Source organism: Hydrogenophaga sp. UC242_50 (assembly GCF_042697355.1).
In the GTDB taxonomy this organism is placed as follows: Bacteria; Pseudomonadota; Gammaproteobacteria; order Burkholderiales; family Burkholderiaceae_C; genus Hydrogenophaga.
This window is the reverse complement of the sequence record NZ_CP170553.1, coordinates 2894776-2909283: the sequence shown is the minus strand read 5'-3', so window position 1 is coordinate 2909283 and position 14508 is coordinate 2894776. Positions and strand designations below refer to the sequence as shown.

At 69.0% G+C, this 14508-nt stretch carries 15 protein-coding genes, 1 other RNA gene, 2 pseudogenes and 1 riboswitch; of the genes and pseudogenes, 6 read left to right on the top strand and 12 right to left on the bottom strand.

The window, feature by feature from the left end; translation table 11 throughout:
- From cobW to ACFJGX_RS14920, 11 genes and pseudogenes are all read right to left on the bottom strand, one after another.
- Positions 1–1065, bottom strand: a complete 1065-nt coding sequence (cobW, locus tag ACFJGX_RS14970) for a cobalamin biosynthesis protein CobW (protein ID WP_382157050.1) — start codon at positions 1063–1065, stop codon at positions 1–3.
- A gap of 14 nt (positions 1066–1079) precedes the next feature.
- Positions 1080–1907, bottom strand: a complete 828-nt coding sequence (locus ACFJGX_RS14965) for an ABC transporter substrate-binding protein (RefSeq protein ID WP_382325456.1) — start codon at positions 1905–1907, stop codon at positions 1080–1082.
- Between the two features lie 8 nt (positions 1908–1915).
- On the bottom strand, positions 1916–2485 hold the full coding sequence (gene cobO, locus ACFJGX_RS14960) for a cob(I)yrinic acid a,c-diamide adenosyltransferase (RefSeq protein WP_382325458.1): 570 nt from the start codon (positions 2483–2485) through the stop codon (positions 1916–1918).
- A gap of 24 nt (positions 2486–2509) precedes the next feature.
- Entirely contained in the window at positions 2510–3271 is a 762-nt protein-coding gene (locus ACFJGX_RS14955; RefSeq protein WP_382325460.1) for an ABC transporter ATP-binding protein, read from the bottom strand.
- Complete coding sequence (locus ACFJGX_RS14950) at positions 3268–4272, bottom strand: FecCD family ABC transporter permease (protein WP_382325462.1); 1005 nt, start codon at positions 4270–4272, stop codon at positions 3268–3270. The genes ACFJGX_RS14955 and ACFJGX_RS14950 overlap by 4 nt, the downstream gene beginning before the upstream one ends.
- On the bottom strand, positions 4269–5135 hold the full coding sequence (locus tag ACFJGX_RS14945; RefSeq protein WP_382325639.1) for an ABC transporter substrate-binding protein: 867 nt from the start codon (positions 5133–5135) through the stop codon (positions 4269–4271). Before ACFJGX_RS14945 ends, ACFJGX_RS14950 begins: the two co-directional genes overlap by 4 nt.
- 11 nt (positions 5136–5146) lie before the next feature.
- Positions 5147–5701: a bifunctional adenosylcobinamide kinase/adenosylcobinamide-phosphate guanylyltransferase gene (locus tag ACFJGX_RS14940; protein WP_382325464.1), complete on the bottom strand. Its 555-nt coding sequence runs from the start codon at positions 5699–5701 to the stop codon at positions 5147–5149.
- The gene (locus tag ACFJGX_RS14935; protein ID WP_382325466.1) at positions 5694–6515 is read right to left on the bottom strand and encodes a cobalamin-binding protein; all 822 of its coding nucleotides are present in this window, start codon (positions 6513–6515) and stop codon (positions 5694–5696) included. Before ACFJGX_RS14935 ends, ACFJGX_RS14940 begins: the two co-directional genes overlap by 8 nt.
- Positions 6512–7834: a cobyrinate a,c-diamide synthase gene (locus ACFJGX_RS14930; protein WP_382325468.1), complete on the bottom strand. Its 1323-nt coding sequence runs from the start codon at positions 7832–7834 to the stop codon at positions 6512–6514. Before ACFJGX_RS14930 ends, ACFJGX_RS14935 begins: the two co-directional genes overlap by 4 nt.
- Positions 7831–7959: a hypothetical protein gene (locus ACFJGX_RS14925; RefSeq protein WP_382328846.1), complete on the bottom strand. Its 129-nt coding sequence runs from the start codon at positions 7957–7959 to the stop codon at positions 7831–7833. Before ACFJGX_RS14925 ends, ACFJGX_RS14930 begins: the two co-directional genes overlap by 4 nt.
- A gap of 18 nt (positions 7960–7977) precedes the next feature.
- Positions 7978–9688: pseudogene (locus ACFJGX_RS14920) on the bottom strand (TonB-dependent receptor domain-containing protein); the annotation flags it as partial.
- Positions 9689–9765: 77 nt separating this feature from the next.
- Positions 9766–10022, bottom strand: a riboswitch (cobalamin riboswitch).
- A 49-nt stretch (positions 10023–10071) separates the two neighbouring features.
- Here ACFJGX_RS14920 and ACFJGX_RS14915 point away from each other — a divergent pair.
- The 5 genes and pseudogenes from ACFJGX_RS14915 (at position 10072) to ACFJGX_RS14895 (ending at position 12517) form a co-directional block, all read left to right on the top strand.
- Entirely contained in the window at positions 10072–10311 is a 240-nt protein-coding gene (locus ACFJGX_RS14915) for a DUF904 domain-containing protein (protein WP_382325470.1), read from the top strand.
- Positions 10312–10372: 61 nt separating this feature from the next.
- Complete coding sequence (locus tag ACFJGX_RS14910) at positions 10373–10756, top strand: cell division protein ZapA (protein ID WP_297401080.1); 384 nt, start codon at positions 10373–10375, stop codon at positions 10754–10756.
- Between the two features lie 73 nt (positions 10757–10829).
- A non-coding RNA gene (gene ssrS / locus ACFJGX_RS14905) (6S RNA) lies at positions 10830–11009 on the top strand.
- A gap of 2 nt (positions 11010–11011) precedes the next feature.
- Positions 11012–11828 (top strand): annotated as a pseudogene (locus tag ACFJGX_RS14900) (sulfite exporter TauE/SafE family protein).
- Positions 11829–12073: 245 nt separating this feature from the next.
- Positions 12074–12517: an SWIB/MDM2 domain-containing protein gene (locus ACFJGX_RS14895; protein WP_291111314.1), complete on the top strand. Its 444-nt coding sequence runs from the start codon at positions 12074–12076 to the stop codon at positions 12515–12517.
- 135 nt (positions 12518–12652) lie between these two features.
- On the opposite strand, the gene ACFJGX_RS14890 is transcribed toward ACFJGX_RS14895, so the two are convergent.
- Positions 12653–13075 (bottom strand): hypothetical protein, encoded by a 423-nt coding sequence (locus ACFJGX_RS14890; RefSeq protein WP_382326472.1) that lies wholly within the window; start codon positions 13073–13075, stop codon positions 12653–12655.
- Positions 13076–13223: 148 nt separating this feature from the next.
- Here ACFJGX_RS14890 and ACFJGX_RS14885 point away from each other — a divergent pair, with 148 nt between their 5' ends.
- Positions 13224–14495, top strand: a complete 1272-nt coding sequence (locus ACFJGX_RS14885; protein ID WP_382326470.1) for a hypothetical protein — start codon at positions 13224–13226, stop codon at positions 14493–14495.
- Positions 14496–14508 lie beyond the last annotated feature (13 nt).

The following is a 14508-nucleotide window of genomic DNA, read 5'->3' as shown; positions in this document are numbered from 1 at the left end:
TCAGGCCAGGCTGGTGTCGGCGCTCAGGGCCGACTGGAGTTCGCTCTGCAGCGTGTCGCGGTCGAGGTGGTCGCCGATGAACACCAGCCGCGTCGCGCGCGCTTCGTCGGCGCGCCAGGGGCGGTCGAAGTGGCTGTCGAAACGCTGGCCCACGCCCTGCACCACCAGGCGCATGGCCGCACCGGGCAAGGCCACGAAGCCCTTGACGCGGTAGATCTCGTGGCGCTGCACCAGGGCCACGAGCGCGTCCAGCAGGCGCTGGCGGTCGGGCACGTCCAGCGTGAGCGAGACCGAATCGAACTCGTCGTGGTCGTGGTCCTCTTCCTCGTCGTGGTGGGTCTTGCGCTGGTCGATCACGTCTTCCACCGCGCGCTCCAGACCGAGCAGCACGCCCAGGTCCAGCTTGCCGTGCTGCGCGTGCACCAGCTTCACACCGGCGGGGGTTTCGGCGCGGATGATGGCCTCCACCTCGGCCAGCGTGGCGGCGTCCAGGCCGTCGGTCTTGTGCACCACCACCAGGTCGGCGGTGGCGAGCTGGTCCTCGAACAGCTCGGCCAGCGGCGAGTCGTGGTCCAGGTTCTCGTCGGCACGGCGTTGCGCGTCCACCGCCACCGGGTCTTCGGCGAAGCGGCCGGCGGCCACGGCCGGGGCGTCCACCACGGTCACCACGGCGTCCACCGTGAAGGCGTTGCGCAGCGCGGGCCACTGGAAGGCCTGCACCAGCGGCTTGGGCAGGGCCAGGCCGGAGGTTTCGATGACGAGGTGGTCGATCTGGTCGCGGCGCGCGGCGAGCTGCTCCATCACGGGAGCGAACTCTTCCTGCACCGTGCAACACAGGCAGCCGTTGGCGAGCTCGAACAGCTGGCCATTCTCTTCGCCGTTCTCGTCGCAGCCGATGCCGCAGCCGCGCAGCAGCTCGCCGTCGATGCCGAGTTCACCGAACTCGTTGACGATGACGGCGATGCGCCGGCCCTGCGCGTTCGTGAGCAGGTGGCGCAGCAGCGTGGTCTTGCCGGCGCCGAGGAAGCCGGTGACGATGGTGGCGGGGATCTTGCGGGTTTGCATCAGAGGTCTCCTATTCAGGGGCGAAGGGTGGGCAAGGCGAGCAGGCAGTCGACCAGCATCTGCGCAGCCTCACCCAGGCGGGGTCCGGGGCGCGAGAGCAGGTCCATGCGGTCGGCGTCGAGCTGGCAGACCTGCTGGCGGCGCAGCGCCTGCAGGCCGGCCCAGCCGGGGCGGTCGGTCATGCCCGAGAGCGTGGACTGGGGGCCGATGATCAGATCGGGCGAGCGGCGCACCACCATCTCGGGGTTCACGCGCGGGAACAGGCCGGCGTCGCCGCTCACGATGTTGACCAGGCCGAGCCGAGCGACGGTTTCGCCGATGAAGCTCTTGGCGCTGGCGGCGGTGGGGCCGATGCCGACCTCCACGTACACCGTGCGACCGCGCAGGGAAGCCGGCACGCGGCGCGCGGCGGCCTCGAGTTCCTGGTCGATGCGCCGCACGAGTTCGTGGGCGCGCGCCGTCTCGCCCAGCGACTGGCCGAGCGCGAGCAGCATGCGTTTGAGGTCGGCGTGGGTGCGCGCGTCGAAGGTCTGCACCGGCACGCCGAGTTCGGTCAGGCGCTCACCGGCGCGGCTGCGCGGCCCGAGCAGCACCATGTCGGGCCGCAGTGCCACGATGTGCTCGATCTGCGCGTCGGCCAGGCCGCCGACCTTGGGCAGCTTCGCCACCGTGCCCGGCCAGCTCGAATAGCGGTCGGTGCCGACCAGCTCGGTGCAGTGGCCGAGCGCGCACACGGCCTCGGTGAGCGACGGCGAGAGCGTGACGATGCGGTGCTGGGCGAGCGCGGGCACGGCCATGCCGCCGAGCAGCCCCAGCATCGCCAGCGTCGGCACGGGCGGCATCGCGCCCATCAGTCTTCAATGCCTCGCTGTGCGGGAACGCCGGCCTTGAAATGGTGCTTGATCAGCGTCATCTCGGTCACCGTGTCGGCCAGCTCGATGAGTTCGGCCGGCGCACCGCGCCCGGTGAGCACCACGTGAACGTGCGGCGGGCGCTCGCGCAGGCAGGTCAGCACGGCCTCCAGCGGCACCCAGCCGTAGCGCAGCGGGTACATGATTTCGTCCAGCACCACCATGAAGTGTTCACCGGCGCGGATGGTGGCCTCGGCCTTGGCCCAGCCCTCGCGCGCCAGCTCGGCGGAGTGGTCCAGGTCGCGGCTCTTCCAGCTGAAGCCGTCGCCCAGGCCTTCGATGGGAATGCCCAATTGTTCGAACAGCCGGTGCTCGCCGAAGCGCGCCGAGGGCACCTTCATGAATTGGTAGACCTTGACCGACTTGCCCCGGCCATGGGCGCGCAGCGCCAGGCCGAAGGCGGCCGTGCTCTTGCCTTTGCCGGTGCCGGTGTGCACCAGCACCAGGCCGCGCCGTTCGCCTTGGGGTTTGGGGGTGTCTCGCAGGACGGGAGGGGCTTCGATCTGCATGGTTCGGGCTCCGTGAAAAGAGGGTCAGCGGGGCAAGGCGACCCACTGGTCGCCCAGCGGATGGATCGCGATGCGGTGGTCAAAGACCTGTTCGAGGGCCTGGTGGGTGGCCGCGTCGTCGCAGGCGCCCTGGTGGTGCACGCGGCCCTGGGCCATCACCACCATCTGGTCGGCGTGCAGCGCCATGCCGATTTCGTGCAGCACACTGACGACGGTCTTGCCCCGGGCCACCAGCTCGCGCACCAGCAGCAGCCAGTCGGCCTGGTGCGGCGGGTCGAGGTTGGCGAGCGGCTCGTCCATCAGCATCACCTCGGCCTGCACCGCCAGCAGGCGCGCCAGCAGCACGCGCTGGCGTTCGCCGCCGGAGAGCGCACCCAGCGGGCGCTCGCGCCAGTCCCAGGCCTGGGTGGCGCGCAGGGCCTGCTCGACCGCGGCGCGGTCGGCCTCGGACGGTGGGGCCAGCCAGGGCTGGTGCGGCAGGCGGCCGAGCATCGCCACGTCCCACACGCTGAGGTCGTCCGCGCCCTGCTCGCCCTGCCCCAGCCAGGCCAGTCGGCGCGCGCGCTCGCGGCCGCGCCATTGCGCGAGCGGGCGGTTCAGCAGCTGCACCTGGCCGCTGTGCGGCAGCAGGCCGGCCAGGGTTTTCAACAGGGTGGACTTGCCCGCGCCGTTGGGACCGACGACGCTGGTCCAGCGCGCGGCAGGCAAGGCCACGTCGATGCCGTGCAGCACCGGCGTGCCGCCCAGCGCCACGCCGATGCCCTGGGCCTGCAGCGCGGCCGTCACAAGCCACTCCCCGGTCGGCGCCGCCGATGCATCAGCCACAGCAGGTAGCTGCCGCCCAACACGGCGGTGAGCACGCCCACCGGCAGTTCCTGCGGCGCGATGATCCAGCGCGCGAGCACATCGGCGGCCATCAACAGCAGGCCGCCCATCAAGGCGCTCAGCACGATCAGGCGGCCGTGCGTGGTCTTCACGATGGAGCGCACCAGGTGCGGCGAGGCCAGGCCCACGAAGGCGATCAGGCCAGTCTGTGCCACGGCCGCGCCGGTGGCCAGCGCCAGCACCGCCACCAGCACGGCGCGCACGGCCACCAGCGGCAGGCCCAGGCTGATCGCGGTGGCCTCACCCAGTGCCAGGCCGTCGAGCACGCGGCCGAGCGAGGCGGCCACCAGCAGCGCGGCGAGCCCCATGGCGGCCATCACGCCGCAGGCGGCCCAGCCCACGAAGCCGGTGCTGCCCAGCATGAAACCCTGCATGGCCTGCAAGGTGTCGGGCGAGGCGATGGTGACGAGGTCGCGCGCGGCGCCCAGCACCACGCCCACGATCACACCAGCCAGCAGCAGGCGCAGGGTGTGCTGCACGCCCTTGGCCAGCGCCAGCGTGAGCACCACGCCGATCACCGCGCCGGTGAAGGCCGCGCCGGTCAGGCCCAGGCGCACGGCCCATTGCGTGGCGAACGGCGTGGTGCCGAACAGGGCCAGCGCCAGGGCCACGCCGAGCGCCGCGCCCGAGGCGCTGCCCAGCAGATAGGGGTCGGCCAATGGGTTGCGGAACAGGCCTTGCGCCACCGCGCCGGCCAGGCCGAGCAGGCCGCCGGCCACCCAGGCGCCGAGCGTGCGCGGCAGGCGGATGTCCCACAGGATCTGCCAGGCCACCGGGTCGTGCCGGGCGTTGAGCACGCTGTCGAAGCCGGTGCTGCCCACGCCCGCGCCCAGCAGCAGCACGGCCGCCGCCGCGATCAGCAGCGCGCTGCCGAGCCAGAGGCTGTGGCGGGCGCCGCTCACTTCAAGCCCTTTTCGGTGATGCAGCGCGCCATGAGGCGCGCGGCCTCGGCCATGCGCGGGCCCGGGCGCACCAGCACGTCGGACTCCTCGGCCGTGAAGACGCAGAGGCGGCGCTCGCGCAGGGCGCGGATGCCGCGCCAGCCCGGCCGGGTTTCCAGGCCCTGCACGTTGCGCGCGCCGATCATGATGAGGTCGGGGTTGGCGCGCACCACGTACTCGGGGTTGACGCGCGGGAAAGGCCCCAGCGAGGGCGCGACGATGTTCTGCACGCCCAGGCGCGCCATCAGCTCGCCGATGAAGGAGCCGGTGCCGGCGGCATAGCCCCCGGTGCTCACCTCGTAGTACACGCGCAGCTGGCGCGCGCCCGGCGGCAGCGACTGCGCCACCGCCGACACGCTGGCGTCGATCGCGCGCCAGATGCGCTGCGCATCGGGCACCTCCAGCAGCTGGCCGAGCTTGCCCATGACGCGCTGCGCGTCGGCCGAGCTCTTGGGCTCCATCGCCAGCACCTTCACGCCCAGCGACTCCAGCCGCTGCACGCCGCGCGACGAGGTGGCCATGAGCACCACGTCGGGTTTCAGGGCCACGATGGCCTCGATGTTGGGGTCGATGCCGCCGCCGGTCTGCGGCAGGGTGCGCACGAAGGCCGGGTGGTTGGAGTACCGGTCCACGCCGACCAGCCGTTCGCACTGGCCCAGCTCGCACACGGTTTCGGTCAACGAAGGCAGCAGGGAGACGATGCGCTGCGGCGATTGCGCCAGCGTCACGGTCACGCCGCGGTCGTCGGTCACTTCCACCCCGGCGGCGTGCGCCGCGCCGCCGATCAGCAGGCCGAGTGAGAGAAGGCGCCAGAAGCGGGTCATGGATCGGGCTTTCATTTCAGGGTCAGGGGCAGGCCCGCCGCCATCAGCGTGACGCGCTCGCAGGCGGCGGCCACGGCCTGGTTCAGGCCACCGAGCGCGTCCACGAAGGCGCGCACCTCGCGGCCCATGGGGATCACGCCCAGGCCGATCTCGTTGCCCACCAGCACCACCGGACCGCGCGCGGCACGGATGGCCTGGCACAGCTGGCGCGTGGGCCCGGCGGCATCGGCCGCCGCGCCCTCGGCGGGCATCAGCAGGTTGGTCAGCCACAGCGTGAGGCAGTCCACCACCACCAGGGTGTGCGGCGCGCTGTGTTCGCGCAGGGCCTCGGGCAGGGCCAGCGGTTCTTCCACGGTGACCATGCCGGGCACGCGCTCGGCGCGGTCGCGCTGGTGGCGCACGATGCGCTCGCGCATTTCCTCGTCCCAGGGCTGGCCGGTGGCGATCATCACCGCGCGGTGGGCGGTGTCCGTCGCCAGCCACTGGCGCGCGAGCAACTCCGCGCGGCGCGACTTGCCGCTGCGCTGGCCGCCGAGGATGAATTCGCTGCGCGCGATCTCAGCCATGCTGCGCCATCCATTGGGTGACGATGCGGTGCAGCTGCGCCACCCCATCGGTGAGCGCGGCGGGCCCGGGCTGCAGGATGTCGGCCGACTTGATCTCGAACAGCTGGCCGTGCTTCACCGCGTTCACGTCCTGCCAGCCGGCGCGCGCGGCCACCTTCTCGGGTCGGAATTTCTTGCCGCACCAGGAGCCGATCACAATGTCGGGGTTGCGGCGCACGATCTCGGCGCCGTCGGCAATGATGCGGTCCTTGCCCAGCGGCATGCGCGCGAGTTCGGGGAACACGTCGTCGCCCCCCGCGATGCCCATCAGCTCGGAGACCCAGCGGATGCCGCTGATGTGCGGCTCGTCCCATTCCTCGAAGAACACGCGCGGGCGGCGCTTGCCGCCGGCCTGCAGGGCCTGCACGGCGGCGCGGATGCCATCGAGCCGGGCCCGCGTGGCCTCGATCCAGGCCAGGCCTTCGTCGGCACAGCCCACGATCGCCGCCACCTGGTACAGCATGGACAAAATCTCTTCCACGCTGCGCTGGTTGAACACCGTCACCTGCACGCCCGCGCGGATGAGTTCGGCGGCGATGTCGGCCTGCAGGTCGGAGAAGCCGAACACGCAGTCGGGTTGCAGCGCGAGGATCTTGTCGATCTTCGCGTTCAGGAAGGCGCTGACCTTGGGCTTCTCGTCGCGCGCCCGGCGCGGCCGCACGGTGTAGCCGGAAATGCCGACGATGCGGTGCTCCTGCCCGAGCAGGTACAGCCACTCGGTGGTTTCTTCGGTCAGGCAGACGATGCGCTGCGGGCCAAGGGTCGGCGGGTTCATGCGGCACCTCCTGCAAGGAACAGCGAGGCCGCCGCCGCCGGGCTGGACGGGAACCAGGCGTGGAAGTAACTCGCCTGCACCGGGCCCACGCGGTACACGGCTTCGCCGGCACCACCGCGCGCCCGTTCGGCGTGGCGCACCGGCTGCAGCGGGGTCTCGCAGCGCGAGTAGTGAAAGGTGTGGCCGCGCAAGGTGCCCGCGGGCAGCGGCAGTTGCTGCGGCCCCAGGGCCGCCAGCCGCTTCTGCATGAGCACCTGGCCCGGCAAGAGGCCCCAGGTGGCGGCGGCATGGCCGTCGCTGGACATCATTTGATCGAACAGCGGCATCATGCCGCCGCATTCTGCCCACACCGGCCGCCCGGCCTGGGCATGCGCGCGCAGGCCGTCTCGGGTGCGGGTGGCCGCCGCCAGTGCGTCGGTGTGCAGTTCGGGATAACCGCCGGGCAACCAGACCGCGTCGCACGGCGGCAGCGGCTCGTTGGCCAGCGGCGAGAAGAAAACCAGCTCGGCGCCGAGCGCGCACAGCACATCCAGGTTGGCCGGGTAGATGAAACAGAAAGCCGCGTCGCGCGCGATGGCGATGGTCTTGCCCGTGAGCAAATGCGCGTCGACCGGCACCTCGGCGGGCACGTCGAACGCCACCGACCAGCGCCCCAGCGCGTCACCCTCCATCCGGCCCAGCGGCGTGCGCGACAGCGCGTCGGCGGCGGCGTCGAGCCGGGCCAGCGCGTCGGGCAGCTCGGCGGCCACGGTCAGGCCCAGGTGGCGCTCGGGCAGCGAGAACGCCGCGTCGCGCATGACCGCACCCAGGAACTGGGCCTCGTCACCGGCCAGCGCCTCGCGCAGCATCTGCGCATGGCGCTCGCTGCCCACGCGGTTCGCCAGCACGCCGGCCCAGGGCAGGCCGGGGCGGAAATGGCGCAGGCCAAATGCCAGCGCACCGAAGGTGCCCGCCATGGCCGAGGCATCGATCACCGCGAGCACCGGCAGGCCGAAGCGCTGCGCCAGGTCGGCCGCGCTGGGTTCGCCGTCGAACAGGCCCATCACCCCTTCGACCACGATCAGGTCGGCCTGCCCGGCGGCTTCGTGCAGGCGGGCGCGGGCATCGTCTTCGCCCGTCATCCACAGATCGAGGTTGTGCACCGGGTGCCCGGTGGCCAGCGCGAGCCAGTGCGGGTCCAAGAAATCGGGCCCGCATTTGAAGGCCCGCACACGCCGACCGGCGCGCGTGTGCAGGCGCGCCAGTGCCGCGGCCACGGTGGTCTTGCCCTGGCCTGAAGCCGGGGCAGCCACCAGGATGGCCGGGCAATGCCGCGTCACCGCTGCGGCGCCCAGTTGAGGGTGACGAAGGCCGCGCGGCCCGGCTGGTTGTAGCCGTACGCGGTCTCATAGAACTTGTCACCCACGTTGTTCAGGCGCAGGGCGACGGACCAGTCCTTGTTCACGGCGTAGCGGGCGTGCAGGTCCAGCGTGCCGAAGCCCGGCAGGCGGCGCGTGTTGGCGGCGTCGTCGAAACGCTCCGCCACGAGCTGCATCGACGCACCCCAGTTCCAGGCACCGATGCGGTGGTCCAGGCTGGCGGTCAGCACCTCGTCGGCGCGGCGTTGCAGCTTGCGTTGGTTGATCTCGTTGCGCGCGTCCAGCAACTCCAGGTTGGTGAACCAGCTCCAGGCACCGGCCGAGCCGGTGTAGGCCAGCGACCAGCCTTCGAGGCGCGCGCGAGGCACGTTGCGCCACCGCCGGCTGCAGCGTGATGAAGCCGCGCACCCGGTTGTCGAAGCGGATGAGCTTCACTTCGTGCAATCCCTGGGTGTAGGTCAGCCCTGCTTCGCGGTTCTTGCCCCGCTCGGGTTGCGTGGTGGGATTGCCGTTGAAGAACGCTGAGACGTAGTACAGCGTGTTGAACGACGGCATCTTGAACGAGGTGCCGTAGGCCACGTGCGGGCGCCAGTTCGGCGTGAGCTGGAAGCCGTAGCTGGCGAAACCGGTGGTGGCGCCGCCGAACTGCGAGTTGTCGTCGCGCCGCAGGTTGGCCTGCCAGAGGTGCTGGCCGGCCTGGCCGGTCAGGCCCACGAAGGCCGCGTCCGTGGTGCGCGAGTTCACCGCGTAGGCCTGCGTGCCCGACACCTCTTCCTTGATCGACTCCAGGCCCACCAGCAGGTTGCCCAGCGCGGTGTTCCAGTCGTGCTGCAGCGTGGCCTGAGTCTGCGCGGTGTTGAACACCGAGGGCGTGGGCGAAGTCTCGAAACTGTCGGACCGGTCCTCGCTGCGCGAGAGGCGCAGCTGGGTGCGCGAATCGGCCGACCACTTGCGCTCCAGGCCCCAGCCCGTCACGCGGGTGGTGGTTTCCGAGCGCACGTTGAAGGTGCCCGGCCCCTGGTCGAACTGGCTGACGCCGTCGGCCTGGGTGAAGTTGACATCGGTCGTCCAGCCCGGCGCGATGGCCCAGCGCAGCGAGGCTGACAGGCTGTCCTGGTCGAAGCCGTCCTTGTCGGGGTTGTGGTTGCCGAAGGCCACGTTTCGGTTGGTCGACGAGAAGCCGTCCTCGCGCAAGGAACCCAGGCTGAGGTTGTAGGTGATCGTGTCGTTGCCACCGCTGATGCCGGCGGTGATTTCACGGTGCCCGAAGCTGCCGAGCGTGACGCTGGCCTGCGGATGGAAACCCTTCACGCCGCGCTTGGTGAAAACCTGCACCACGCCGCCCACCGCATCGCTGCCATAGAGGCCCGAGGCCGGGCCCTTGAGCACTTCGATGCGATCGATCGCGCTCAGCGGAATGTTGTCCAGCACGGCCGCACCGGAGGTGCTGGAGCCGTAGCGCACGCCGTCGATCAGCAGCAGCACGTGGCGGGTTTCGGTGCCGCGGATGAACAGGCCCGACTGCTTGCCCAGGCCGCCGTTGGACGACATCTGCAGGCCCGCGTTGCGCGACAGCACTTCGGACAGCGAGCGGCCCGCGGACTGCTGGATCACGTCGGCGTCGATCACGACGACGTCGCTGAGCACGGCATCGGTGCGGGTTTCGACCCGGGTGGCCGTGACCACCGTTTCCCTCAGGGTGGTGTCAGCGGAGGAAGAAGAGGAGGACTGAGCGTGGGCGACCGACGTGCCAAAGCCCGCCAGCAACGCCAGCGGTAGCGCGGCCAGGGGCGCGCGCAGGGTGCGATTTTTCATGATGAAGAAACAGACAGGAGACCCTCGCCATCTTCCCCGACGGCGCATGGGCATCACGGTGGAGCGTCTGTCGCCAGACGCACCACCACCTTGTTGGCCGGTATCCGGGCTGACAGACCGACCTCCATCGCCTTCCCAGATGACACGGCGTGTCGTCCAGTGGCTGTCGGATGGAGGCTGAGAGACCGTTCGCGCATGCGCTCATCGCGCTCGTCTGCTTACCGTTGCGGGGGCAGCGCAGGTTAGGTCCCATCCCTGGGGTGTGACCCTCCTGCTTCCCGTTGAACTGCGGCATGTGAACCACACCGCGAGCACCAACAACCGGCATTCTACGGCGCGCACACCCGGGGCAACCCTACAATGTGAAAACTTCGAGTCCCACCATGGCCGATCCCAAGCACTTTGATCAGATCACCGAACGTGTCGAGCGCCTGTTGCTGCGACACGAAGAACTGCAGCGCACCAACAGCCTGCTGGTGGAACAGGTGCATGCGCTGCAGGCCGAGCGCGACTCGCTCAAGTCCCGGCTGATGGCCGCCCGCGCCCGCATTGATGCCTTGCTCGATCGCCTGCCCCCCGGCATGACCGATGTCACCCCCGACACCCGCAAGGAACGGTCATGAGCGCCGCGTCGGGCCGCCCCAAGCCAGCTCGCACCGCAGTGCGAAGCACGGAGGTATTCCAATGAGCAAACCCGGCAGCAAACAGATTGAAGTGCAGATCATGGGCCAGAGCTACCTGCTCTCGTGCCCACCGGGTGGCGAGGCCTCGCTGCTCGACGCGGTGGAGCGCGTGGACACCGCCATGTGCCGCATCCGCGATGCGGGCAAGGTGAAGGCGCGCGACCGCATCGCGGTGCTGGCCTCGCTCAACCTCGCGTTCGAACTCTCGCAGAAGGAAGCCGAGAGCTTCCAGGCCTCGTCGTTCGGCCAGCCCGAGCAGAGCGCGTTCGCCGAAGCCGGTGGTGGCTTCGACAGCGAGCCGCTCGACCCCCAGACGCAGGCCCGCGTGGAAGAGCTGATGCGCCGCCTGGACCAGACGCTCGACAAGGACGGGCGCCTGCTCTGACGCGCCGCTGGTCACTGCGCGAGAATTTATCGACCGATGGTCCTCGTGGGCCGCATGCAGCGCCTACAATTTGAACCGTCTGCAGTGCGCGTCGGGCTTTATATTTCCTTGAACCAATGCTCATAGAGCCCGGGCTTGGTACATTGCGTGGCTGGTGCGAGCGTCTCGCGTCAGACGAACCCGAAGCCCCGCTGCCCTCGCCCACCTGAACCCCGGTTCAGGATGCCGGTCCGGCGGCACTTGCAGACACCTTTCATGCCTTTAGACCCCCTCCTGATTCTCGAGTTGGCCGCGCTCGGCCTGGGCACCGGTTTCCTGGCCGGCTTGTTGGGCATCGGTGGAGGCATGCTGATGGTGCCCTTCATCACCTTCATCCTCGCGGGGCGCGGTGTGGAAGCGGATCTCGCGGTCAAGATGGCCATCGCCACCTCCATGCGCCACCATCATCTTCACGTCCATCTCCAGCGTGCGTGCGCACCACAAACGCGGCGCCGTGCGCTGGGACATCGTCAAGGGCCTCGCCCCCGGCATCGTGCTGGGCTCCGCCATTGCCAGCCTGGGCATCTTCGCCTTGCTCAAGGGCTCGTGGCTCGCGCTGTTCTTCGCGGCCTTCGTCGGCTTCTCAGCCACGCAGATGCTGCTCGACAAGAAACCCAAGCCCACGCGCACCCTGCCCGGCACCCCGGGCCTGGTGGGTGCCGGCGGCGTCATCGGCATGCTCTCCGGGCTGGTCGGCGCGGGCGGCGGTTTTGTCAGCGTGCCCTTCATGACCTGGTGCAACGTGAGCATCCACAACGCCGTGCGCACCAGCGCGGCGCTCGGTTTTCCCATCGCGCTGGCCAACGCCGTCGGCTACGTGATCGCGGGCCAGGGCCTGAAGGATCTGCCGGCCGGCTCGTTCGGCTACATCTACCTGCCCGCGCTGGTGGTGATCGCGCTCTTCAGCGTGTTGATGGCGCCGGTGGGCGTGAAGGCGGCGCATGCGCTGCCGGTGAAATCGCTCAAGCGCGTGTTCGCCGGCCTGCTGTACATGCTCGCCACCTACATGCTCTACAAGGGCATCACCGCCTGATCGAGACACGAAGCCAGCCGCCGTGGAGCCGTGCAAAAACGCCCTCCCGCCAAGGCACTGAGCGGCCTCCTCGCGAGGAAGTGTTGTTTTCCCCCGCCAAAAACCCGCGTCTCCCCTGCGCAAAGCTTGAAAAAAGCGCGTTCTCCACCTTGGATTGCGGGTGCATCTCCATTAGCATCCGAGACACCAGTGAGAAAGCGCGTTTTCCGCTGGCGAATCGTCAACTTCTAGAAGGAAATTCAATCATGGCAACTGCGAAAAAAGCGCCCGCTAAAAAGGCGGCACCGGCCAAGAAGGCCGCTCCTGCGAAGAAGGCCGCTCCGGCCAAGAAGGCAGCCCCTGCGAAGAAGGCCGCTCCGGCCAAGAAGGCAGCCCCTGCGAAGAAGGCCGCTCCGGCCAAGAAGGCAGCTCCTGCGAAGAAGGCCGCTCCGGCCAAGAAGCGCACCCCCAACGCCGCGTTCATGAAAGCGCTGACCCCCAGCGCCGCTCTGGCCGCCATCGTGGGCAGCTCGCCCCTGCCGCGCACCGAAGTCACCAAGAAGATCTGGGACTACATCAAGAAGAACAAGCTGCAGGACTCGGTCAACCGCCGCATGATCAACGCCGACGCCAAGCTGAAGGAAATCTTCAAGAAGGCCCAGGCGTCCATGTTCGAAATGACCAAGCTGGTCAACGACCACCTGAAGTAAGCCTTCCTTCTTCACCTTCACGGGTGCAATGAAGATCAGCAAAGCCGGCGCAAGCCGGCTTTGCTGTTTTTGCGCCTTCGCGTCTCAGCATCGCGCGCGACATGTGAGAAACTGCAACAAAATTTTGACAATCCCTCAGGCATGACCGCCCGCCAGCCCGTGACCGCTTCGAAATTTCAAGAAGGCCAGGACCCACCATCGACGACCATGCCTCCGTTGCCACAGCAACGGCACAAGGTCGTGCTGGTGATCGACCTGGTGGAGTCGGTGCGGCTCATGGCGGCCAACGAAGCCGCGGTGGTGAACCAATGGCGCGGGTTCATGCACCACGCCACCTCTCAGGTGCTGCCCGCGTGCCGGGGTCGCCTGGTCAAGAGCCTGGGCGACGGCATGCTGGTCGAGTTCGACCAACCCACCGACGGCGTGCGGGCAGCCCTCGCCCTGCACCAATACTTCGCGCCACTGAACCAGACGCTGCCGCCCGCCCAACAACTGCACCTGCGCGCCGGCCTCAACGCCACCAATCTGTATGTGGACGAGAACGACGTGTACGGCCACGGCGTGAACCTGGCCGCGCGCGTGGCCGACCTCGCCTCGCCCGGTGAAACCCTGGTGACCACCAGCGTGTTCGACGGCATCGTGGTCGGCGTGGACGCCGAGGTCGAAGACCGCGGGGGAGAGTTACCTCAAGCACTGGCCCGAGCCGGTGCGCACCTGGCAGCTGTACCCGGTCTCCAGCACGTCGGCGGCCGTGCGCCCGCGCGTGCCCGAAGGCGCCGCCACCGACTTCCGCCCCTCCATCGCCGTCGTGCCCTTCGAGACGCGCAGCCACGCGGCCGAGCAGTTCGTGATCGGCGAGCTGATCGCCGACGGCGTGATCGCGCAACTCGCGCGCAGCCAGAACCTGCGCGTGATCTCCCGCATGTCCACCACCGCCTTCCGTGGCCGCCAGAGCAGCACGGACGAGATCGGCCAGCGCCTGGACGCGGCCTTCGTGCTCGGCGGCAGCTACGTGACCTACGGCGACAAGGTTGTCATCATGGCCGAGCTCTCCGACCGCAAGCGCGGCGAAGTGATCTGGGCCGACCGGCTCACCGGCGATACGCGCGACCTGCTCGAAGCCCAGAGCCAGTTGCTCGACGCCCTGTGCGCCGCCTGCGCCAAGGCCTTGCTCAACGACGTGGTGCAGCGCACGCTGGTGCTGCCCGTGCCACAGCTCGACAGCAATGCCCTGATGCTCGGCGGCATCACGCTCATGCACCGCTCCACGCCGCGCGACCTGCAGCGCAGCCTGCAGCTGATCGAGGCCGTGGTGGAGCGCCACAAACGCGTGCGCACGCCCTGGGCCTGGCTGGCCAAGTGGCACATCATGCAGGTGGTGCAAGGCCTCTCGAGTGAGCCGGCGCGCGACTTCCAGCGCGCCATCGACACCGCCGACCGCGCGCTCGACCTCGAACCCAGCAGCTCGCTGGCCATGGCGATCAAGGGCCATGCGCTGTGCCACCTCGGCGAAGACGTGGACGCCTCGCACCGGCTGCTGCAGGAGGCCACGCAGAGCAACCCGAACGATCCCATGGCCTGGCTGTACAACAGCGTGTGGTCAACGATGTGGGGCACGCCCGAGGATTCGATGACAGAGGCGGAGAAGGCATTGCACCTGTCTCCGCTGGATCCTCAGAAATACTATTTTGAGATGATGCTGGCGACGAGTTGCGCGTCCCTGGAGCAATGGGAAAGAGCCATCGAACTCTGTCGCTCTTCGCTCCAGAAAAACCGTTACCACCTACCGACCATACGCACGCTTCTGATCGCTCAACATGAATTGGGTTTCGAGAACGAGGCAAAGGAAACCTTCTCTCTGTTGATGCAGCTGCAACCGCATTTGACGGTGCAGCAGTATTTGGCTGCTGGCGGCGAAAGCCCGCTTCGACAGCGTGTCGCCAAAGCACTCACCCATCTCGGTCTTCGATTGCATTAACCAACCAACAAGG